Source organism: Streptomyces sp. NPDC002845 (assembly GCF_053591955.1).
The window spans coordinates 1-20,186 of record NZ_JBSFUU010000122.1 but is presented as its reverse complement, the minus strand read 5'-3'; the positions used below and the strand labels follow the sequence as shown (position 1 = coordinate 20,186).

Sequence of the window (20,186 nt, the reverse complement as noted above, 5' to 3'; positions counted from 1 at the left end):
GGCAGAGCTGATCGACGGCTGCCTCACCGAGACCGGATTACTCATGGGCGCCGGATGATCTACCGGCCCGCCACTGCGAGTTCAACCTCAGTGACAGCGGCAGCCACCTGCGCTTCGCTCCCAGAAGCTGCCTTGACCCAGCGATCTTGATCCCTGGCCAGCCGCCGCGTATGCGGCATTAGGGCCTGTATTGAGTTGCCCCGTGGAAGAAGGAGCGCCGCGACGCCGCGGGGCAACTCAACACAGGCCCTAGGGCGGTTGGCCGGTTATCGACGGACCGTCGCCCTCCGCGGCGCCGCGGCCGTTCACAGGACCTCGACTTGCTTCCCCCGGCAGCGATTTCGGGTGTCGAGTACGTATGACGCCGCCCTTTCGACCAAGGCGTAGTCAAAGGCGTCGTGGTCGGTGGCTACGACAACCACGTCCGCCGCCCGGATCTCCGCCTCGGTCAGCTCCACGCACGTGATGTCGGGGGGCAGCAGATAGGACTCCGTGTGCGGCTCTACCGCAAGAACGTGGGCGCCGAGCTTGCACAGCGCCTGGGCGAGCATGATGGCCGGCGACTCACGGATGTCTCCCGTGTTCTTCTTGTAAGCCAGGCCGAGTTGCAGAACCCGTGACCCCTTGACCGACTTGGCGCGTTCGTTCAGTCCCCGGGTGATACGCGAGGTGACGTAGGCGGGCATCTGGTCGTTCGTCTCGTTGGCAAGTGAGATGAACCGGACATCCTGCCGCAGCAGCCGTTTGACCTGCCAGGACAGATACGAGGGGTCGACTGGCAGGCAGTGCCCGCCCACGCCGGGGCCGGGCGTGAAGGGCATGAAGCCGAACGGTTTGGTAGCCGCGGCTTCGATGGCTTCCCAGATGTCGGCCCCCAACTCCCGTGAGATTATCGCCATCTCGTTGACCATGGCGATGTTGACGTGCCGGAACGTGTTCTCCAGCAGCTTTGTCAGTTCGGCGGTACGGCACGAGCTGACCGGCACGGTCCGTTCCACGATGCGCGCGTAGAAACGCTCGATACTGCGCAGAGAAGCCGAGTCGATGCCGGAGGTCACCTTCGGTGTGTTCTCGAGGTGCCAGTCGGGATTGCCGGGGTCGATACGCTCGGGGCTGTATCCGAGATGGAAGTCCACGCCTGCCTTCTTCGCGCTGCCCTCCTCCAGCAGCGGCCGCAGCAGGTATTCGGTGGTTCCCGGGTACGTGGTGGACTCCAGGACGATCGTGGCGCCGTCCGTGATGTGCGGAGCGATGCTCCGACCCGCGCTCTCCACGAAGCTCAGATCGGGCACACCGTCACGCAGCGGGGTGGGCACGGTGATCACACACACGTCGAAGTCGGCGATCCGGTCGTAGTCGGTGGTGGCCTCGTAGCGACCGCTGTCCAGCGCGGCCACCAGGCGTGCGCCATCGACACCTTCGATGTAGGAATCGCCTGAGCCCAGGCGCTTCACGCGTAGTTCGTCGGTATCCACGCCGACGACGCAGAAACCGGCCTCCACTGCTCGCACAGCGAGGGGCAGTCCCACATATCCCTGGCCGACGACAATCAGTTTCTGTTGCTCGTGCGGGTTGTGTGCCATCATCACCGTGGCCTCTCGGACAGTCGACGTCTCCGGCCAATTGAGGCACATACGACGCGTGGTGCTGACATTGCTCCCCTATGTCTCCCCGGCATCACTCCAATTGAGTACCAGACGGTCCGGTCGGAGTAGCTTATGGGCGTGGCGATGTTTCAATTTCCGCCACTTCACACATAGGTGAGTGTTGGGCTCGGCCCGACGATCGAGCTCTGTGAGAGTTGCCCGACACTCACCCACCGAACCGGAGTGGCCTGCATGGATACTTGCTCGAAGTACTTGGTCACCGGTGGGGCCGGTTTCATCGGCTCGCACCTCGTGGACGCACTGTTGGCTCAAGGAAAGGAAGTGGTGGTTCTCGACAACCTGGCCACCGGGCGAATGTCCAACCTTCGCCGGGCGCAGGAGCATCCGTGCTTCCGTTTCGTCCACGGTTCCGTACTGGACGAACTCCTGGTCGACGAGTTGGCGCGCGAGTGTGAAACCGTGGTCCATCTGGCCGCCGCCGTCGGGGTAAAGCTCATCGTCGAGCAACCGCTGAAATCATTCATTACCAACATCAGGGGAACCGAGACGGTCCTGGAGTCGGCTCAGCGTCACTCGCTCAAAGTTCTGGTGGCCAGCACCTCGGAGATCTACGGCAAGAACTCCTCGGGACCGCTCAGCGAAACCTCCGACCGAATCCTGGGCAGTCCTTCGGTGGTCCGATGGTCGTACAGCACGGCCAAGGCGGTCGACGAGATCCTCACAGGTCTCTACCGCCGCGAGTGGGGACTGAGGTCGACCATCGTCCGGTTCTTCAACACCGTCGGACCTCGCCAGAGCCCGGCATACGGGATGGTCATCCCGCGATTTGCCCGGCAGGCTGTGCACGGAGAACCTCTCACCGTTCACGCGGCCGGTCAGCAAAGGCGCTGTTTTCTCCATGTCGCGGACGCGGTCGAGGCGCTGCTCCGCCTCCTGGCGCATCCAGAGGCAGAAGGCGCCACATTCAATGTCGGTTCCTCCGAAGAGATCAGCGTCCGCGAGCTCGCCGAGCGTGTCATCGCCCAGGCGGGAAGCACCTCCTCGGTGAAATACATGCCGTACGCCGAGGCATATGGAGTGGGCTTCGAGGACATGAAACGCAGAGTCCCGGACACCACGAGACTTCGCGAGCTGACGGGATGGCAGCCTCAGCACGACCTCACCGATGTCATCACCGACGCCATCGCGGATGCGCGCGGCGAGATGAGCCGCATGACGTCGATGGGCCTGCCCGGAGTCAGGGGGGAGCGTCTTCCCGCGGCCACCGCGAGCATCGTCGGAACCGCACTGGCGGGCCCGTGTCAGCCCTGAGCCCTCTGCCGACGACGGTGACGGTCGGTTGCGTGGCCCTGTTGCTCAGTGTGCTGCTGACGGAACCGCTGCGGCGTTTCGCCCTGCGTCACGGCATCACCGACCGGCCCAACGGCCGCAAGGGTCATGACCGGCCGACTCCGTACCTCGGCGGGATCGCGGTCGCCGTCGTCACGCTCACTGCGGGAGCCGGCGCGGCATTCGCCGGCGGTTTCGGGTATCCAGGCCTCGCGGTACTGCTCGGGGGTGCCGCGATCATGGCGGTGTTGGGGCTCATCGACGACCTGCGCCCGCTGGGCCCGGCGCTGCGACTGTGCGTGGAGACGGCGGCGGCTTCGGGCGTTGTGCTCGTCGCGGGACATCCGACGGTCTTCGGCGGCCTGGTCGACGCCGTGCTCGCCGTCGTATGGATCGTTTTCATCACCAACGCATTCAATCTGCTGGACAACATGGACGGAGCGGCTTCGTCGCTGTGTGCCGTCGTCGGCGGATTCCTGTGCTGGGGCGCGTGGTGGAGCGGACTGGCCGGGGTGGCGGTGGTTCTGGCGGCTCTCACCGGTGCCTGCCTGGGCTTCCTCTTCCACAACTGGCACCCGGCACGCATCTTCCTCGGCGACTCGGGGTCCCTCTTCATCGGCTTCACCCTGGCATCCGCGGCAGTGGTGCTGCACAAGAACGCCATCGGCTTGTCCGCGCCTGCCGGGCTGCTGGCCATGACGTTGGTGGCGACCGTGGACACCGCACTTGTCATGCTGTCCCGTTACCGTGAGGCGAGGCCGTTGCTGCAGGGAGGACAGGACCATGCGTCCCACCGGCTGCGGAGGATGGGACTGACGGTGCGACAGGCCGTCATGGTATTGGGGGTGTTCGCGGCACTCGGCGGTTTCTCCGGCGTGCTCCTCGCACAGAGTGTCCTGCCGCCGGGCGTCCTGCTCCTGGCTGCCGCCGTGGTCGGTGTGGCGGCCGTGGCGTGGTTGCTCGGCATCCCGTCAGCCTCGGGGCCGGTTGCACCCGCCGCCCTCCCGGCGGGGAGGCAGGCCGGGAAGGACCAGCACATGGCCGTCCGAGGCAGGTGGGGCAGCCGCCGACACACCGTGGGTCACCAGAAGGCCTCGTCAAACGCCTGGAACGCGCAGGGAACCACGATGCCGTCCCAGCCGACCAGGCAGCCGTGATGTCCCTGACGCGGTCGACACCTGTTTTCGGCGGCCCACACCCATGAGCGTTCCCTGAGCGCTGCCCGGTGGTCGACACCGGGCAGCGCTTTCCTTCGCGGGCCTTGAAATGCTCACGGGGGCGCCAGCGCCCCATCACCTTCTTCACGGCGCCCGGTTGGGGTTCACGGCCCAGGGCCATAGAGGACAGACCACCGCGCAGGCCTCCCCGGTCAACGGCAGTTCAACTGCGGTAGGTGCACGATGGCCCTGGCAGGCGGCACCACCGGCTTCAGGTGACTTGGGCGGCAGGTGCGGCGTACTGCGGCAAATCCTGGAACCAGCGCACCGTCTCGGCCAGGCCCTCGTCGAGCGGCACCGGCGAGATGGCAGGGAACAGTTCGCGCAGCAGACGGTCGGCCGCTTGCGAGTCCCGCACGTCCCCCGGCCGTGCGGGTTCGTGCACGATCTCCAGGGGAGCCTCCAGGACGGACGCCAGCCGGTAGGCGAGGTCGAGGACCGACACCCGCGTGCCGAAGGCCAGGTTCACCGGGCTGCTGGAGGTGACGCGGCGCAGGACGGCGTCGGCCAGAACCCGGGCCACCGTTCCCACGTAGGTGAAGTCGCGGGTCTGCCGGCCGTCACCGAAGACCCGCAGCGGTACCCGACGCATCATCGCATCGACGAAGGCGGGAACCACCGCGGCATAGGCGTGGCCGGCGGGCTGCAGCGGGCCGTACACATTGAAGAAGCGCAACGCGAGCGTCGGCAGTTGAAAGGCAGACCCGTAGGCGAGTACGTACGCCTCGGTCGCCAGCTTGCTCGCCGCGTACGGACTCAGCGGACGGGTCGGCAGGCATTCGTGCTTGGGCAGGTCGGGGACGGACCCGTACACGGAGGATGACGAGGCGGCGACCACATGGACGCCTCGGGCCCGGCAGGATTCCAGTACCTGTACGGTTCCGGTCGCGTTGACATCGTGGCTGGCATAGGGATCCGCGAGGGAGCGCGGCACGGAGGGACGCGCGGCCAGGTGGACGACGGCATCCGCGCGGCTGACCACAGCATCGAGGAGACGCTGGTCCAGAATGCTTCCCTCGATCAGTTCCACACCTGTGCCGACGAGATTGGCCGCCGAACCGGTGCTCAGGTCGTCGAGCGCGACGACGCCGCCGATGTCGGGTCGCGAGAGGAGTTCCCGGCACAGGTTCGCTCCGATGAAACCGGCGCCTCCGGTAACGACGATGTTCAACGCTGGTCACCTTTCCGTAGGGATGCCGGCCACCACCCGTGGGCGACCGCGATGGATGCGTAAACGTCCTGGATGTCGGTCACGAGGCGCTGCGTCCCGAACCGCTGGGCCGTCCAGGCGGCCGCACGGTCCCCCATCCGCGAGCGCAACTGCTCGTCGCGCAGCAGCCGCACGGTGTGCCGGGACAGCTGGGCGGGGCTGGTGGAGGTCAGGAATCCTGTCTCTCCGTCCTGTACGACCTCTGCGACGCTGCCCACGTTCGTGGCGACCACCGGCACGCCCGCCAGCCCGGCTTCGATCAGACTGAGTGGCATCCCCTCGTTGTCCGAGGTGAGCACCACCACGTCCGCCGCGGCGTACACGGTCTCCACGTCGGACCGCCAGCCCAGCAGATGCAGGGCGGATCCGAGGTCGCTCACCGAGGCGAGAGCGGGTTGCTGTTCGCCCTCCCCGCACACCAGGAAGACGGCGTCGGGTACTGCGCGGCGCACCTCGCGGGCAACCTCCAGGAACCGGTCGGGCCGCTTGATCCGGGTCACGCGCCCGACGTAGGCGACCACGGGACACTGTTCGGGTAGTTCCAGGCGCTTGCGTGCCTCGGTGCGTCCCGGCGGTGCCGGGAGGGCCGTTCCGGGCGGGACGACGACGTACTGCTCGGAACGGCCGATGCCGGCGGCCAGGAGGTCGTCGCGGACACGTGCTCCCACGGCCAGCAGACGGTCGCAGCGGCGTGCCAGCCGACGCTCGGTCTCCACCACCAGGCGGGTCTTGGCAGGGGAGAAGTACCCGTGCAGCAGGTGCCCGTGGAAGGTGTGCACACGCGCGGGCACTCGGGCCATCGCCGCCGCCACCCGCCCCAGCGCACCGGCCTTGGCGGTGTGCGTGTGCACGATGTGGGGTCTGAACCGGCGCATGGCTGTGGTGAGGGCTGCGAGCGCCCGGAGATCGTCGGTGGGGCGTACCGCTCGGCCGAGAGCCGGGATGCGAGTGACCGGAACGTCCGGGGCGCAGTGATCGATGTAGTCCGCCTCGTCCGGTCCCACCGATCCGGCGAACAGGCGGTGGTCGAAGCGTTCGGGGTCGAGCTTCCGCATCAGTGCGGAGACCTGGAGGGCGGGGCCGCCGACGTTCATTCGGGCGATGACTCTCATCACCCTGATGCGCGGGTGGCTTAGGTTCCCGGGGTGACCGCCTGTGATCGACATGGGGAATACACTAAATCACGACATGACCAACTAGAGCAGAATGTTAAGCATGCCCTATGTGTCATTGAAAGAAGCAAGGTCGGAGACGCGGTTCGGCGGTCGCCCGGACCGGCCGGGTGTGTCTGATGACCGATCAGCTCGGGCTCGGTGGAGCGCGGAGGCGGGCGGGGCTCTGGTTCGAGGAGGGGCATCGTGTGAGCCGCGGGTGCGCCAGGAAGGATGTTCGTCGCGGCCCTGGCTCTGGTCTCTTCCGGTGAACAACGGCGGGGCGGCCGTCCCGGGGCGGGGAGGGACACCAAGCTGCGGTGAGTCCGATTCATGTGCTGGATGGAGCGGTACCGTGATGCGCATCGTCCGGGTGAGCTACCGAGTTCCTCCCATGCCGGGTGGAATGGAACGCCATGTCGAGTGCCTGACGCGCGAGCAGGTCGCTCACGGGCACCACGTGACCATGGTGTTCCGCCACGGATCGGCGGTCCCGCGGGGTGCCGCGCGGCTGCCGCTGCGGGGCGGCGCCCTGTCGCGGCCGCTGGCGCACGCGTCGGACCGGCTGGCATTCGCGGCCGAAGCCGCTGTCGCCCTCTGGCGCCTCTGTAACGATCCGTGTTCGCACGGGGTGGATCTGGTGCATCTGCACGGTGACCATGTCGAAGCCCTTGTGCTCGGCCCTGTGTGCCGACGCCTCGGCGTGCCGCTGTTTCTGACCGTCCATGCCGCCCTGACCCACCGTCATCGTCGCCTGGCACGACGTGCCTTCAGGGACGTGAGGGCGTTCGTCGCCCTCGGGTCGGCCACAGCGGCGGACCTCGTCGCTCGTGGCGTGAACGAACGGCGTGTCCTCACCATGTCGAGTGGCCTGGAGCTGTCCGCCATGCCGTCTCCGGCCGAGGTCGGCGCCGTGCCCCGTGAGCATGGCCTGATCGTCAGTGTCGGCGCACTGAATCGGATGAAGAACCACGCTCTGCTCATCGAGGCGTTCGACGAACTGACCCGCACTCGGCCGAGGTTGCGCCTGGTCATCGCCGGGGACGGCCCGGAGCGGGACCGGCTGGCCGGGATGGCTGAGGTCCGGCCGGGAGTGGAGCTGGCCGGTCCGCTTTCCCGGCCGGAAGTCTACGGGCTTGTGCGGAGGGCGGAGGCATTTGTCCTCGCCTCGCGCCGTCTTCCGGACAAGGGTGAAGGCGTACCGACGGCAGCCCTGGAGGCACTCGCCCTCGGCGCCCCCGTCGTGGTGTCGTCGGACGCCTCGCTTGATCCGGTGGTCACCGACCGCGAAGCATGGAGGGTCTTCCAGTCCGGGTCGAAAGCCGATCTCGTACGTGTACTGGGCGCCGTGCTGGACGACGAACCGGCCCGTCGGAAGATGAGCGCGCTCGGGGTGGTTGCCGGTTCGGCGCTGGACTGGCCGCGGGTCGCAGAGCGTGTCGAGAACTGGTACCGCGTTGAGCTGCGGCAGCAGCACTCCCCCACATGATTCACGCTGAACAGGAGCAGAGGAATGCCGACGACCATCCATGGCATGGTGCAGATGGCCTGGGAGCATCCGGCCAACCGAGGGCGCCGGGCCCGGGCCCTCGCTTCCATGGCGGGGTGGCAGGCATGGAAGCGACTGGTCCGGCGGCCGCGGGACCTGTCCGTGTACGGCGGCATGTCTTTCCGCGCCTACCGCGACAGTACGCAGCCGGGCCGCTTCCTCTATTTCGGCGGGCTTCCGGACTACGAGGAGATGACGTTCATGAAACGGTATCTCCGTCCGGGAGACGGCTTCATCGACGGCGGTGCCAACGAAGGCATGTTCAGCCTGCTCGCGGCCCAACTCGTGGGGCCGAGCGGGGCGGTGCACGCGTTCGAGGCAGTGCCCACGTATGTGCAGCGACTGCGGCACAACGTCTGTGCCAACTCCCTGGGCTGGGTGACGGTCCATGAGATGGCCATCGGAGCCGGGCCGGGCAGCGTCCGCTTCATCGTCAACGGATCCGGCTCCCGCGTCCGGACAGAGGCGGACCCTCCGGGGGTCGGCGTGCAGGTCGGGCTCGGCCGGCTCGACGACGTCCTCCCCGAACACGCCTACGCCATGGGAAAGCTCGATGTCGAGGGCACGGAGCACCTCGCGCTCAGCGGCGCTTCCCAACTGATCGCCCGTGGCGAGCCGGCGGTGTGGATGCTCGAACTCGTCGACAAGTTCCTCCACCGCTTCGGTTCCTCCTCGCGTGAGGTCCGTCAGTGGCTGGAGGACCACGGATACGACGTGGTGCTCTACGACCCGGCCCGCAACCGACTCGTGCCGGCACCGGAATCGCCCTCCGAGGGCCCCGACGTTCTCGCCGTGCACCGCCGATACCGGCAGATGGTGCAGGCACGGCTCAGAGGTGAGGCCTGACGGGGCGGGGATCCACGACCGTCATCACCCGTCCGCCCGGATGCGCCGGAGCCGGGCCACCGGTGGATTGCCACCATTAGAGCCCTCCCACGCGTGTCCAAAACGGTCAAATATCACGCAAAGGATCAAAATGGGCTGATTGCTCACTGGTGATGCCCCGTGACTGCGCGGTGCGGCAGGGGCATGCGACGAAAGGAAGTCCTCCATGAGTACAGCTCGACGTGTGGAACACGTCGTCGTGACGGGAGCAGCGGGTTTCATCGGCTCACACCTCGTGGAGTCCCTGCTGCGACAGGGGGTCACCGTGCTCGGTGTCGATCGGCGTTCACCCAGAGACAACACCCTGGCGGCGGAGAACCTCGGCGGTGTGCTGGGCCATCCGGGATTCCGGCTGGTGCAGGGGGATCTGGTCACGGACGAGCTCAAGCCCTGGGTGGACGGTGCGGACACCGTCTTCCATCTCGCCGCCGTACCGGGTGTCCGGCCGTCGTGGGGAGACACCTTCGGCGAGTATCTGGCATGCAACGTGCTGGCGACACAGCGTTTGCTGAACACCTGTGTCTCCCTCGGCGTCCAGCGCCTGGTCCTCGCCTCCTCCTCCAGCGTGTACGGCGACTGCACGGGGCCCCTGCGTGAGGATGGAGCTACCGCTCCCCGGTCGCCCTACGGGGTCACCAAACTCGCCGCCGAACGTCTCGCCCTCGCCTACGCACTGGCGCCGGACAGCCCCATCAGCGTGGTCGCACTTCGCTACTTCACGGTGTACGGCCCGCGGCAGCGGCCGGACATGGCCATCGGGCGCATGCTGCGCGCTGTGCTCACCGGAGAGCCGCTGCGCCTGTACGGGGACGGCCACCAGCGCAGGGACTTCACCTTCGTCGAGGACGCCGTCGCCGCCACAGTCGCCGCGGCGACCGTGGGGGCGACCGCGGAGGCGGTCAACGTCGGTGGCGGCGACAGCGTCTCGGTGCTTGACGTGCTGCGCCGGGTCGCCGAGATCGCCGGGGCGGAGGTCCCGGTGCGCGATGACGCGCACCAGCCGGGAGATGTGCAGGTCACCGAAGCCGATCTGACGAAGGCTCGGACGCTGCTCGGCTACCGGCCTTCGGTCACGCTGACCGAGGGCATCGAGCACCACTGGAACTGGCTGTCCGCCCGTACCCCGGCCATGCCGACGGCCGACTCCCCGGCGACCGTAACCGCGTAGTGGCGAGAGAGCGGGAAGCATGCGCATCTTCCTCGATGTCGGGGGACACTACGGCGAAGCCCTGGATGTCGCCCTCGACCCCCGGTGGGGGTTCGACAAGATCTATTCATTCGAGCCCGCGCCGCCCTGCCAGCGCATTCTCCGGGGCTTCCGTGACCCCCGGGTACATGTCGTGCCGGCCGGGCTGTCCAGCCGGTCGGGGCAGGCCACGCTCTTCGGGGCCGGTCTGCTGGGCGCGAGCGTGTATGCCGACAAAGGCCAGCCCGGAGAGCGCGTCGAGACGGAGAGCATCGCCCTCCTGCGGGCCACGGAGTGGCTGCTGGCGAACACGTCCGAGGAGGACGAGATCTATCTGAAGCTCAACTGCGAAGGCAGTGAGTGCGATGTGCTCGAGGACATGCTGGACAGTGGCGTGATCGGCAGGGTCCGGAGCATCTACGTCGACTTCGACGTACGGAAGATCCCGAGCCAGGCCCACCGGCGGGCGACCGTGGAACAGCGGCTGCGGCAGCACCGTCAGCAGTTCGTCACTCCCGAGTCGCTGGCCGATCCCGCCGGAAGCGCCGCCGTGCGGGAGTGGCTGTCCCTGGTCGGCCCGCGGTCGCCCGCTGTCAGGGGCATGCTGCGTTACCGTATCGGAGTGCACCGGCCCCCTTACCTCTGGGCGAGCCGGGTGGCGAAAGCCGCGCTGCCGAAGCCCGTCTACTCGCTGGCGGCGCGGCACCTCGGTGCGCAGGCGCGCATGCGCACCAGCAGCTGATCCGTCATCCGGTCCGCCGGGCGCTGCCCGGCGGACCCCTTACCTTGCCGCCTTCCCCGTAGCAGGCGGCCGGATCCACCGGGCAGCGTCCGTCACAACATCGCGTGAAGCATGGCGGCCACGCGCTCGGGGGAGAACTCTGTCTGCGCGCGGCGCCGCAGACGCTGCCCCCACGCGCGTCGGTCGGCGTAGGGAGCGGACGCCACGGACCGCACGTGAGCGACCATGGTGTCGAGATCCCCTACCTTCGCCACATACGGGTAGTCGGCTCCCACCACGTCGGCGGACCCGCCCGCGTCCGTCGTCACAACGGGTGTGCCCGAGGCCATTGCCTCCAGCAGCACCCGTGGGAACCCCTCCTCATAGCTCGGCATGACGACGCAGTCGGCTGCACCGTACAACTCGGGGAGGTCGCGGTTGGGCACCGCGCCCAGCAACCGCATGCGCCCGTTGAGCACCGGGGTGGCCGCCTCCCGCTCCAGGCGGGGCCGCTCCGGGCCGTCTCCGGCGACGACGAGCCGGACGCGCGGACCGGAGGCCGGACCGGCATCGGTGGAGCGGAGGACCGCCTCGAGCAGGGGCGCGAGGAGACGGGCTCCCTTGCGGTACGACAACCGGTGGACGAAGAGCAGGACGAACTCGTCGTCGGCCCACCCGAACCTCGTCCGGGCCTCCCGCCGTGCCTGGGTGCCGAGGGGAGCGAACCGTTCGGCGTCGACGTCGTTGTAGAGCAGTCGCATCCTGCGCCATGGCACTCCCCAGAGCCGCGCCATGATGGGGACCATGGTCTCCGGACCGGTGACCAGGCAGTGCACCAGCCGTGCCGTAACCCGGTTGACGAACTCATGGGCCACGAGCCGCGGTGTCCTGCGCTGCTCCGGCGCCCGTACATCGGGGAGCCCGCTCCGCCACAGCAGGACGCGGTGGCGGTACAGCGGACGGGTGAGGACGAGGACGATCACGAACAGGGTGGAGTAGCGCAGAAAGTAGGTCCGGTAACCGGCGCGGGCGCATCGGTGGATGGTGAGCGCCGTGCCCAGCACACGTCCGACTCGGCTCCGGCCGGGAACGCGCAGCAGGAGCCGCACACCGACCAGCCGCGCCGGCGGGCGGCCCCGCTCGACGGCCGCCGCGACATCGACCCGTTTCCCCAGCGCGGCGAGCAGCGCCGGAATGTGTGCGAAGTGTTCCGACTCGTCCTCAGCCAGGTGGGGAACGACATACACCAGGCGCGGGCGGACCTCCAGCCCTGTGGACACCGGTGTGCTGGGTGTTCCGCCGCGCAACGCGCTGCCCATCTAGCCCACCCGCTGGTCTTGTTGGCCGCACCGCTGGGAGACGCCGGGCAGGCGTACCGCCCCAGTGATCTTCCTGGAGTCGAACAGGAAGTTGGGGCGCTGGCCGTGCTCCTGGCAGAAGTCCAGGAATGCCCTGCTGCAGTTCACGTCGTCGCTGGCGAAAACGCCACCCTCGGTCATCCTGGGCCATGCCTGCCTGTACTCGAACAGTTGGGGCAGGTACAGGTGATCGCTGTCGTGGAAGAACAGATCGATCCGTCCGATGCGTTGCAGGGCCTGGTCGAGCGACGCCTCGGGCTCTTCGCGGTCGAGGATCTCCAGCCGCCACTGCGGGTGTTCACCCACCAGTCGGCCGGCGGTACGGTTGATGTCGAAGCTGTGCAGCAATCCATGGCCGTTGCGCTCCAGCGCGGCGAGGATGAGCCACGAGGAGCGGCCGTCGGCCACACCGGTCTCCACGACGGACTGCGGCTTCAGCAGTCGGCTGAGTCCGTACAGGACGGCGCTGGTCTCAGCCTCCACACCGTGGGTCTGGGGATAGAACAGTTCAATCTCGGCATAGCGGTCGACCAGGCGTTCGGAGACCTCTCGATACTCGCCGAGTACCTGCTCGACTTCGGATGTCTGCCAGCCAAGGTTCTCGAGGAACGCCGCCGCGGATGTGGCGAGCGCTCCGCCGGAGCGGGTGAAGTCCATGACGGCCGGCGGTGTGTACCGCCGGATGCCGGTTCCCAGTGTGTGCATGGCGAGATACCCACCCACCACCGACGCGACAGGCCCCACCCCGGAGTGCCTGACCCATCGACGGACCGTCGACGCTCGGCCCACGGTGACCTCCTCGGTTTCCGTTCGTTGGTTACTGCATTTCACAACTTATCGCTTCTTATGGGGCATACCGTGTGCAACACGGAATGCTGGAGCGATCACCGTGTGCTGACAGTCCGGAAGAGGGCTGCCAGTGCGTCGAGATTGGTGTCGAAGCCGTAGGAAGCCAGCACTTGGCGGCGGACGGACGCCAGTTGAGCCGCGCTGGGCGGTGATGCCAGGACCTGGCGTACACCGGCGGCGATCGCTCCCGGATCGGGCGTCACCAGCAACACGCTGGGCCAGCCCGCCGCGGCTGCTGGAATCCCGCCGACCGTGGTGGCGACGACGGGCACACCCGCAGCGGTCGCCTCCAGGAGGGTCCTGGGCAGACCTTCGTCCCGCGAGGAGATGACGAAGATGTCGGCGCGGGAGAGCTCCGAGCGAACCTCATCGACACCGCGCGCCCCGAGGAACTCCACATGACGGGAGAGTCCGAGCCGCGCGGCCTCGTTGGCGAGCCGGGTCCGCAACGGCCCATCGCCCACAATGCGCAGTCGGGCGGCGGGCAGGGTCCGGACGAGCTCGGCCAGTGCTGTCAGCAGCAGGTCGTAGCCCTTCGACGACACGAGTCGGCCGACTGTCAGGAGCTGCGGGGAGGGGGTAGCCAGCGGCGGCCGGGCACGCATCAGCGGTTTCTCCCAGATCGGCAGCAGCCGCGGCGGGACCAGGACGGATGGGATGCCGCGCCGGTCCAGTGCGTCGAACATCGACTGGGCGACCACCCTGCGGGCACTGGCACGACGGGCGAATGAGACGACGGCCCGCCGGAGAACCGCTCGGCGCCAACGGCCCAGCGAAGCCACCGGCAGGGCGAGGTAGTCGCCGTGGATGTCCATCAGCCATGGGCGGCGGACCAGGCGCGCCACGAGCCAGGCGGAGAGCCATCCCCATGGTTCGGCGCCGTTGAGTACGACGGTCTCGCCGCTGCGTGTGGCGGCGCGCGCCACGCGCACACCGATGCGCACCGACCCGGCCGCCCAGATCAGCGAGCGTGGGCCCGTGCGGCGCGGCCGCCTGAGGACATGCATCGAGCCTCGGCGGCATTCCAGGTGAGGGCCCGCCCAGATGCACCGGGCGTGGCCGACGCGGTCGGACAGCGCTGCCCAGGTGCGGAAGTCCGCGGAGTCGTCGACGTTCGCCTGCCGGGCACCTGAGATGGTCACCACTGTGAGCCGGTGGTGTGGCGTCGCTGCGGACGCGCGGGCGGACGCGGCGGTCACGAGGCACCGAGCCGGTAACTGGACAGCAGAGGCGGCAGTTCCTCGGGGGCGAGGCGAGCCCAGGCGTCGACGGCCGAGAGGCAGGGCACGAAGGCGTCGTCGCCCTGGGCATATGTCGGATGATCGAAGTCGAAGAAGCGCACAGTGATCCCGTGCTCGGCGAACGCGTCCAGGTCCAGGTAGTCACGTCCGGAGGGTCCCGCGAGGTACTCGTCGGCCCCCACCGCCCGGCACAGCTTGATGATCAGTTCTCCCTTGCATCCCGATGCGCCGAGTTCGGAGGAGCGGATCCTCGGCACTTTGACGTCGAATTGCGCCAGTAGCCAGTCCGCGACGTCGAGGTTGAGGTTGGCGAGGGAACTGCCCGGTGCCACGGAGTCGATCAACGACAGCAGGTGGTCGACCCGACCGGCACCCGGTGTTCCGGCCACCGCCTGCGCCAGGCGTCCGCGGTAGCGCCGCCGCCAGAAGGGCACCTCGCAGATCCGTACGTCACGGATCGGGGTGCCGAACGGGGCGGTCACCGGGACGGTCACCCATGCGGGCTGCCCGTCGAGGAGGACACGATTGCGGTTCTGGAAGTAATTCTTCCGGTACGGCACGGAGTCGAGGACGACCCACAGCTGCGACGCGGCGACCTTGGCCAGCAGGCCGAGCCACGGCAGATGCTCGGGCTGATGGATCGTGATCCTCATGCCAGCAGGCCTTCCAGCCGCGAAACCTCGAATGTCTCGCCGTAGCGGGCACGCATCTCGTAACCGCGGTAGCGTGATCGTGCCTCGACGCCTTCGATCCACTGTTCGCCGTATTTCTCGTACTCGGACTTGTGCTGACGCAGAGCCTGGAGTTTCTGCTCGATGGTGTCGTCGATGCTGATGTACAGCTGCGGGCGGAAACCGACATAGCTGCGCCCGGAAGGCGTGATGGGCTCGTACATCACGACGGAGTTGTAGTACCTGCCAGCCGCAATGGTGGCGAGCGCCGTATTGGCGTGGGACCGGTGGGTGTCGAACGGCCAGTGGGTGAAGATCATCGTCGGGCGGAAGTCGTCGACGACCTCGTTGATCGACTCCACGACGGTCGAGTGGTTCTCCACGTCCTTGGCGGGGAACCGGAGGATGTCGATCTCCTTCACCCCGAGCGTCGCCGCGGCCTCCCGGCCCTCGGCCACCGCCACGTCCGCGTCGCGGAAGTGACTGCCGTCGTAGTTGGTGTACTCGGAGGTGCTCATCACCAGGAAGCGCACCTGCGCTCCCGCATGGACCAGCCGTGCCGCGGTGCCGCCGGCCGCCAGCTCAATGTCGTCGAGATGGGCCCCCACGAAAAGGCTGCGCTCGAACATCGGGTTGCTGCAGAACATCACGTCTTCCTCTCCGAGAACACCCGCTGCAGGGGAGCGGTGCCGGTTGCGAGGGACAACTTGCCGTCCGGCGTGGTGCCGGTGATGTGAAATCCCGCGCGTGTGTAGAGAGCGAGTGCCGGCTTGTTGCGCGGGTCGCACACGAGGGTGACGGTGCCGGGCGCCTGCGCGAGGACGCGGGAGAGCAGCCGGGAGGCGATGCCGGTGCACCGGTGGCCCGGGTCGGTGGCCACGCGATGAATGTGCGTTCCGTCGGGCTTCCGGGAGGCGATCACAAAACCAACCGGCCGTCCGGAGACGGTGGCCACGAGGCTCAACTCCTGCTTTCCGGGAAGCTCCCGGGCGAAGTTCTCGGCCTGCCACGGTTCATCGTCGTAATAGTTGCTCTTCTGGTGTACGCGCCGCTCCAGTTCGGTGAGCGGGCTCAGCAGTTCGTCCATCACTTCGCCCAGGCAGTGCAATTGCTGGCTGGTCCGACAGACGGCGGCCCTGTCATTTGTGCCGTGCATCCCGGGGACCCCTGTTCAGTCGGCGATCACCTGAGCGTCGCACGGCGGTCCTCGGCGACGGTGCCGACGAGCCGCGCCGCACGATTTGGTGCACCCCGATGGCGTATCTCCGGCACGGCGCCCCGCGTGCCGGAACAGTCGGCCTTTGCGCCGCAGCCACACTGGGCACGGCGACCGGGCCGACGGGACGCAGGCACCAGGCCGTCCTCCAGACCTCGGAGGGAGCCTGCGGATGTGGACTCTGTCTCGGAGCTCCTCCGGCGCCTGGCCGCACGGCACGGAGTTCCTTTGCTCTTCGCTCTCGGCGTGGTCGTCATCCCGCTGACAGAGATGACCCTGTACGCCGGATCCATGCCGACGCTTTTGTTCTTCACCTACGCGGGCATGGGGCTCGGCCCGGACGAGTCGCGGGTGCGTGGCATCAACATGACGAGAACCCACAGGATGACAAGCCAACCGGCTGAACTCGGAGCCGTCAGGCACAGGGAGCCCCACGCTGAAGCCTGCGCCAGGCGCACAGCGTCGGCCCAGACCTGAGTGACGCCGACGAGGATTCCGAGCCGGCAGATTGCCTCGGCGGTCAGGAAGGACAGCCGCACGCCCGGAACCCCAGGGCCGACGGCAGCACTTTGCTCCGGGCCACCGTGCCGGCAGCGTGGCGCCCGCCGACAACACGGTCGCGGCTGTCGACAGAAACGTGTACGGGGAGCCGTAGATGAGGTCGAGGAGCGTGCTGACGTGAGCGGGATCAGCCTTGACGCGCCTCGGCCGTCATGGTCGCGTAGAGTTCGTCGAACCAGTCGGCGGTACCCGCCACGTCCACCTTCGCGGCATCTGCGCGTGCCCCGGCGGCGAGGACTCGATGGACCTCGGGGCGCATGGCCCGCAGGATGCCCTCCGCGAGGGCGTCCGGCGAGCCCGGTCTGGTGAGGATCCCATTGCGGTTGTCGTCGATCAGTTCGGGAATGCCGCCGACCGCAGTGGCGACCACCGGTACACCGGCCGCGAGCGCCTCCATGACCACGACCGGCAGACCCTCGCTGTGCGAGGACAGAAGCAGCACGTCCGAAGCTGCCACCAGGCGATTGGCCTGTGGCACCCTACCCAGGAAGCGGACCCGGTCGCGCAGTCCCCTCCGGTCGATCTCGGCCAGGACCTGCCCCCGCAGGGGGCCGTCCCCGGCGAGTACGAAGAGCGCGTCAGGACGGCGGGCGAGTACCCGTGACGCCGCGTCGATAAGTAATAGATGGTTCTTGATAGGTCTCATATTGGCCACACACGTGAGCACGAAGGCGTTCAGAGGAATCCTGAATTCCTGCCGTACCTGGTCGGCATGCTCGGCCCAGTGGCGCTGCATGCCGACGTCGATGCCGTGGACATGCGTGCAGACGCGGCGGGCACCCCGCACGCTTCGCGCTCTGGCGACCTGCGGAGAGACCGCCACCACGAGGTCATCGAGACAGCGGGTGGGACGGTTCAGCAACATGGCCAGTGAGTTGTAGCGCTCCTGGTGGACCGTCGAGATCAGCAAGGGCCGGGGCCGCATGAGGTGGACGAAGGGGCGCAGCGCAGCTGCGGGCGAGGGCGAGTGCACGTTGATCACGTCGGGTGCGAGGCGCCTGACCACCCCGATCAACCTGGCATAGCGGAGCCATCGCGGGCAGTCGCGCAGGTCGACGACCTTCACCCCGGCGGACCGGAGAGCATCGCACAATTCGTCGGTCGCCGCTTGCATGAAGACCACGGTGTACTCCAACCCGGCCCGCCGTGCCCGGCGGAGGCGCTCGACCAGCAGCACCTCGGCGCCACCGGGGTCGAGAGTCTTGATCACTTCGCAGATTCGCGCCGTGGTCGTCGGATCGTGCGTGTACTCTGCGCGACGCGCCGTCCGTCGGCGAGTGACCCTCACGCCAGTACCGTCTCCGGCCGCGCTACCGCGGACGCTCTGCCGCGCATCTCCGACTTGTGCCGGTACAAGGACTGCGGCATGAGGGTCGAGAGGCGGTGCCCGCCGGTCGTCGGCTCGATCCCCTCGGGAGGGGCCCCCGCGAACAGGTCACGTCCGAGCATCTGGTTGCTACAGAACATCACGTCTTCCTCCCGAGAAATGCCTGCTGGCGAAGATACGCAGGCTGCAGGCAAGGGCGACGATGTGGGGCCGGCCAGGCCGTGAGACCGCGGCGCCAGCCTCAGCGTCGCACGATCGCATCCGTCGGTGGTGCCGACGAGCCACGCCCCACGAAGTGGTGTACCCCAACGGCGTACGCCGAGAGAGAGTTCCGCGCGCCGGGCCCGTTCGCGTGTGCTGCGCGGTCACACTGGCCCAGTAGCTGACCAAGGACGCCGCATGAGGCCGTCCTTATACCGCGGAGGGATCATGCGGATGCGGCCCCTGTCCCGAGAAGCCGTACTGATCGCGACCGGTGCTGTTGCGGTCTGCGCATTGCTGATCGTCGTGCTCGAGGCCGTGACTGATGGTTCCGGCTCAGTTCTCGCGGAGTCCACCCCGGGTGGTGCGATGGCGACCAGCCCTCACTCCGTCGGTCCGGTATGGCTGTTCTCGGCGGCACTGATGGCTCTCTGCGGGCTTGCAACACTCACGCTCCCGCCAGCTCTCCTGTTGGCCGGCGCCATCGTGCTGGGCCACGGACTGGGCGTCCCCGCCCTGCAGCAGCCGCTGGTCGGGCCGCTGCTCATCAGCGATGTCCTGTTGCTCAGCCACCTGTTGCGCTGTCTCGTCCAGCGGCGCACAGAGCAGAAGGCCGCCCATCGCCACGTCAAGGTGTGGCTCGGGCTGTTCCTGGCCTGGTCGTTCCTGGCCACGGTGGGCGCAGGCACGGCCATCACACCGTTGCTGCGGATCACCGTCTACTGCGCGGTGTTCGCCCTGCTGTCGAATCGCGAGACCGACCGTGGACAGATCTACCGCGTCGTCCTGGGCTATGCCCTGGTCAACATCGTTGGTGGAGTGCTTCAGGGCCAGACGCGGCTCGTCGGGCTGGACATCGGAGACCCGGCCCAGATGGGTGTGCTCCTGCTGGCCGCGCTGTGTCCCCTGCTGACATCCGAGATGCGGTTCACCGGCCGTTGGGCCGTCGGCGCGGTGCTTCTGTTCGGGATCTTTCTGACACAGACGCGCAGTGTGTGGTTCGCCACCGTTGTGGTGCTCGCCGTCTGGGCGCAGAAGAAGGTGTCACTCGTGCGGCTCACCGCTGTCTTCCTCGCCTTTGGGCTGCTGGGGCTGAAGGCCGTTGACCTGGTCACACGGTGGTTCGGCCTCAACCCGGCCAGCGGAGATCTCCGGGTGGTGAGCGTAGTCAACGGAATCCGTGCCGGCCTGGAGGACCCCGTCTTCGGGGCCGGGTGGGGGTACGTGTCGTCCGTGGAGCATCTCCGAATCTCAGCGTCGGGCGCAGCGGACCAGATCCAGCCCTACAACTTGCTCGTCAACGTATTCGCCTCGGCAGGACTCCCGGCCGTCCTGATGCTGATGCTGTTCCTGGGCGAGCTCCTCCGGCGTCTGACCCTCCATCGCGCAGCCCCCCTGCTGTTCACCGTAGGAGTGCTCGCCATGTCGCTGGTGGAGATGACGCTGTATGCAGGATCGATGCTGACGGTGCTGTTCTTCACTTACGCGGGCATGGGACTCGGTCCGGCCCGGTCAGCGGGACACGGCGCCGTCGTGACGGGAGCCCGCGAGATGCCACGACAAGCGACTGCTGTGGCCGGTACCAGCAGGCACGAGAAGCCACCCGCAGACGTCGGCGCCGTGCGAGAAATGACCGCCCATAGGTGAGTGGCTCCGGCCGGGATCCCGGCCGGAGCCATGGAGCGGTCCCGAGTGCTCCGTCCCAACGGCTACGCCTGTGCACTCGCGTAGCCGGCCGGGAGCAGCGGGCTCTGGACGCTGGCTCTCCTGGCTCGAGCGCGCGCGGCACCCGGGTGGCGGGCTGCGCGGGGTTGTCGGCGGTCTCTGAACCTGGACCCCTTTGGGGTCGGTGACTTTTGACCCCGTGTGTGCAGTTGTTCACCCGGTTGCCGCGCTCGGTGTGCGGC

Annotated in this window: 18 protein-coding genes; 7 read left to right on the top strand and 11 right to left on the bottom strand. The window is 67.9% G+C overall.

Features of this window, described 5'->3' with window-relative positions:
- Positions 1–305 precede the first annotated feature (305 nt).
- Positions 306–1,586: a nucleotide sugar dehydrogenase gene (locus ACWD3C_RS44765; RefSeq protein WP_451153923.1), complete on the bottom strand. Its 1,281-nt coding sequence runs from the start codon at positions 1,584–1,586 to the stop codon at positions 306–308.
- Positions 1,587–1,838: 252 nt separating this feature from the next.
- Here ACWD3C_RS44765 and ACWD3C_RS44760 point away from each other — a divergent pair, with 252 nt between their 5' ends.
- A complete protein-coding gene (locus ACWD3C_RS44760; RefSeq protein WP_451153925.1) occupies positions 1,839–2,918 on the top strand; it encodes an NAD-dependent epimerase/dehydratase family protein in 1,080 nt (359 codons plus the stop codon).
- A gap of 32 nt (positions 2,919–2,950) precedes the next feature.
- Complete coding sequence (locus ACWD3C_RS44755) at positions 2,951–4,093, top strand: MraY family glycosyltransferase (RefSeq protein WP_451153921.1); 1,143 nt, start codon at positions 2,951–2,953, stop codon at positions 4,091–4,093.
- A gap of 271 nt (positions 4,094–4,364) precedes the next feature.
- Here the strand turns inward: ACWD3C_RS44755 and ACWD3C_RS44750 are convergent, their stop codons facing one another.
- Both ACWD3C_RS44750 and ACWD3C_RS44745 read right to left on the bottom strand, forming a co-directional pair.
- Positions 4,365–5,324, bottom strand: a complete 960-nt coding sequence (locus ACWD3C_RS44750; RefSeq protein ID WP_451153919.1) for an NAD-dependent epimerase/dehydratase family protein — start codon at positions 5,322–5,324, stop codon at positions 4,365–4,367.
- Positions 5,321–6,475 (bottom strand): glycosyltransferase, encoded by a 1,155-nt coding sequence (locus tag ACWD3C_RS44745; protein WP_451153917.1) that lies wholly within the window; start codon positions 6,473–6,475, stop codon positions 5,321–5,323. Before ACWD3C_RS44745 ends, ACWD3C_RS44750 begins: the two co-directional genes overlap by 4 nt.
- A 445-nt stretch (positions 6,476–6,920) precedes the next feature.
- On the opposite strand from ACWD3C_RS44745, the gene ACWD3C_RS44740 reads away from it, so the two are divergent.
- The 4 genes from ACWD3C_RS44740 to ACWD3C_RS44725 all read left to right on the top strand — a co-directional run bounded on the left by ACWD3C_RS44740 (position 6,921) and on the right by ACWD3C_RS44725 (position 10,876).
- Positions 6,921–8,003 (top strand): glycosyltransferase family 4 protein, encoded by a 1,083-nt coding sequence (locus ACWD3C_RS44740; RefSeq protein WP_451153915.1) that lies wholly within the window; start codon positions 6,921–6,923, stop codon positions 8,001–8,003.
- A 24-nt stretch (positions 8,004–8,027) separates the two neighbouring features.
- Positions 8,028–8,909, top strand: coding sequence for an FkbM family methyltransferase (locus ACWD3C_RS44735; protein ID WP_451153913.1), 882 nt, complete (start codon positions 8,028–8,030; stop codon positions 8,907–8,909).
- Positions 8,910–9,114: 205 nt separating this feature from the next.
- Positions 9,115–10,116: an NAD-dependent epimerase/dehydratase family protein gene (locus tag ACWD3C_RS44730; RefSeq protein WP_451153911.1), complete on the top strand. Its 1,002-nt coding sequence runs from the start codon at positions 9,115–9,117 to the stop codon at positions 10,114–10,116.
- A 19-nt stretch (positions 10,117–10,135) separates the two neighbouring features.
- Positions 10,136–10,876, top strand: coding sequence for an FkbM family methyltransferase (locus ACWD3C_RS44725; protein WP_451153909.1), 741 nt, complete (start codon positions 10,136–10,138; stop codon positions 10,874–10,876).
- A 92-nt stretch (positions 10,877–10,968) separates the two neighbouring features.
- On the opposite strand, the gene ACWD3C_RS44720 is transcribed toward ACWD3C_RS44725, so the two are convergent.
- From ACWD3C_RS44720 to ACWD3C_RS44685, 8 genes are all read right to left on the bottom strand, one after another.
- On the bottom strand, positions 10,969–12,174 hold the full coding sequence (locus tag ACWD3C_RS44720) for a glycosyltransferase family 4 protein (protein ID WP_451153908.1): 1,206 nt from the start codon (positions 12,172–12,174) through the stop codon (positions 10,969–10,971).
- Positions 12,175–12,918, bottom strand: a complete 744-nt coding sequence (locus ACWD3C_RS44715) for a class I SAM-dependent methyltransferase (protein ID WP_451153906.1) — start codon at positions 12,916–12,918, stop codon at positions 12,175–12,177.
- A gap of 179 nt (positions 12,919–13,097) precedes the next feature.
- The gene (locus tag ACWD3C_RS44710; RefSeq protein ID WP_451153904.1) at positions 13,098–14,204 is read right to left on the bottom strand and encodes a glycosyltransferase; all 1,107 of its coding nucleotides are present in this window, start codon (positions 14,202–14,204) and stop codon (positions 13,098–13,100) included.
- Between the two features lie 53 nt (positions 14,205–14,257).
- Positions 14,258–14,956 (bottom strand): WbqC family protein, encoded by a 699-nt coding sequence (locus tag ACWD3C_RS44705; RefSeq protein WP_451153902.1) that lies wholly within the window; start codon positions 14,954–14,956, stop codon positions 14,258–14,260.
- Entirely contained in the window at positions 14,953–15,621 is a 669-nt protein-coding gene (locus tag ACWD3C_RS44700; protein WP_451153900.1) for a PIG-L deacetylase family protein, read from the bottom strand. The genes ACWD3C_RS44705 and ACWD3C_RS44700 overlap by 4 nt, the downstream gene beginning before the upstream one ends.
- Positions 15,621–16,130 (bottom strand): N-acetyltransferase family protein, encoded by a 510-nt coding sequence (locus tag ACWD3C_RS44695; protein ID WP_451153898.1) that lies wholly within the window; start codon positions 16,128–16,130, stop codon positions 15,621–15,623. The genes ACWD3C_RS44700 and ACWD3C_RS44695 overlap by 1 nt, the downstream gene beginning before the upstream one ends.
- 748 nt (positions 16,131–16,878) lie before the next feature.
- Positions 16,879–17,961 carry a glycosyltransferase gene (locus ACWD3C_RS44690; protein ID WP_451153896.1) on the bottom strand — a complete coding sequence of 361 codons (1,083 nt, stop codon included), beginning with the start codon at positions 17,959–17,961 and terminating at the stop codon, positions 16,879–16,881.
- Positions 17,962–18,035: 74 nt separating this feature from the next.
- Positions 18,036–18,218 (bottom strand): hypothetical protein, encoded by a 183-nt coding sequence (locus ACWD3C_RS44685; RefSeq protein WP_451153894.1) that lies wholly within the window; start codon positions 18,216–18,218, stop codon positions 18,036–18,038.
- A gap of 214 nt (positions 18,219–18,432) precedes the next feature.
- On the opposite strand from ACWD3C_RS44685, the gene ACWD3C_RS44680 reads away from it, so the two are divergent.
- Positions 18,433–19,926 carry an O-antigen ligase family protein gene (locus ACWD3C_RS44680; protein WP_451153892.1) on the top strand — a complete coding sequence of 498 codons (1,494 nt, stop codon included), beginning with the start codon at positions 18,433–18,435 and terminating at the stop codon, positions 19,924–19,926.
- Positions 19,927–20,186: the final 260 nt, after the last annotated feature.

Coding starts and splice junctions, on each gene's coding strand:
- ACWD3C_RS44765 (WP_451153923.1), bottom strand. CDS start 1,586: ATGATGGCACACAACCCGCACGAGCAACAGAAACTGATTGTCGTCGGC.
- ACWD3C_RS44760 (WP_451153925.1), top strand. CDS start 1,839: ATGGATACTTGCTCGAAGTACTTGGTCACCGGTGGGGCCGGTTTCATC.
- ACWD3C_RS44745 (WP_451153917.1), bottom strand. CDS start 6,475: ATGAGAGTCATCGCCCGAATGAACGTCGGCGGCCCCGCCCTCCAGGTC.
- ACWD3C_RS44740 (WP_451153915.1), top strand. CDS start 6,921: ATGGAACGCCATGTCGAGTGCCTGACGCGCGAGCAGGTCGCTCACGGG.
- ACWD3C_RS44735 (WP_451153913.1), top strand. CDS start 8,028: ATGCCGACGACCATCCATGGCATGGTGCAGATGGCCTGGGAGCATCCG.
- ACWD3C_RS44730 (WP_451153911.1), top strand. CDS start 9,115: ATGAGTACAGCTCGACGTGTGGAACACGTCGTCGTGACGGGAGCAGCG.
- ACWD3C_RS44725 (WP_451153909.1), top strand. CDS start 10,136: ATGCGCATCTTCCTCGATGTCGGGGGACACTACGGCGAAGCCCTGGAT.
- ACWD3C_RS44720 (WP_451153908.1), bottom strand. CDS start 12,174: ATGGGCAGCGCGTTGCGCGGCGGAACACCCAGCACACCGGTGTCCACA.
- ACWD3C_RS44715 (WP_451153906.1), bottom strand. CDS start 12,918: ATGCACACACTGGGAACCGGCATCCGGCGGTACACACCGCCGGCCGTC.
- ACWD3C_RS44705 (WP_451153902.1), bottom strand. CDS start 14,956: ATGAGGATCACGATCCATCAGCCCGAGCATCTGCCGTGGCTCGGCCTG.
- ACWD3C_RS44700 (WP_451153900.1), bottom strand. CDS start 15,621: ATGTTCTGCAGCAACCCGATGTTCGAGCGCAGCCTTTTCGTGGGGGCC.
- ACWD3C_RS44695 (WP_451153898.1), bottom strand. CDS start 16,130: ATGCACGGCACAAATGACAGGGCCGCCGTCTGTCGGACCAGCCAGCAA.
- ACWD3C_RS44685 (WP_451153894.1), bottom strand. CDS start 18,218: ATGTTCTGTAGCAACCAGATGCTCGGACGTGACCTGTTCGCGGGGGCC.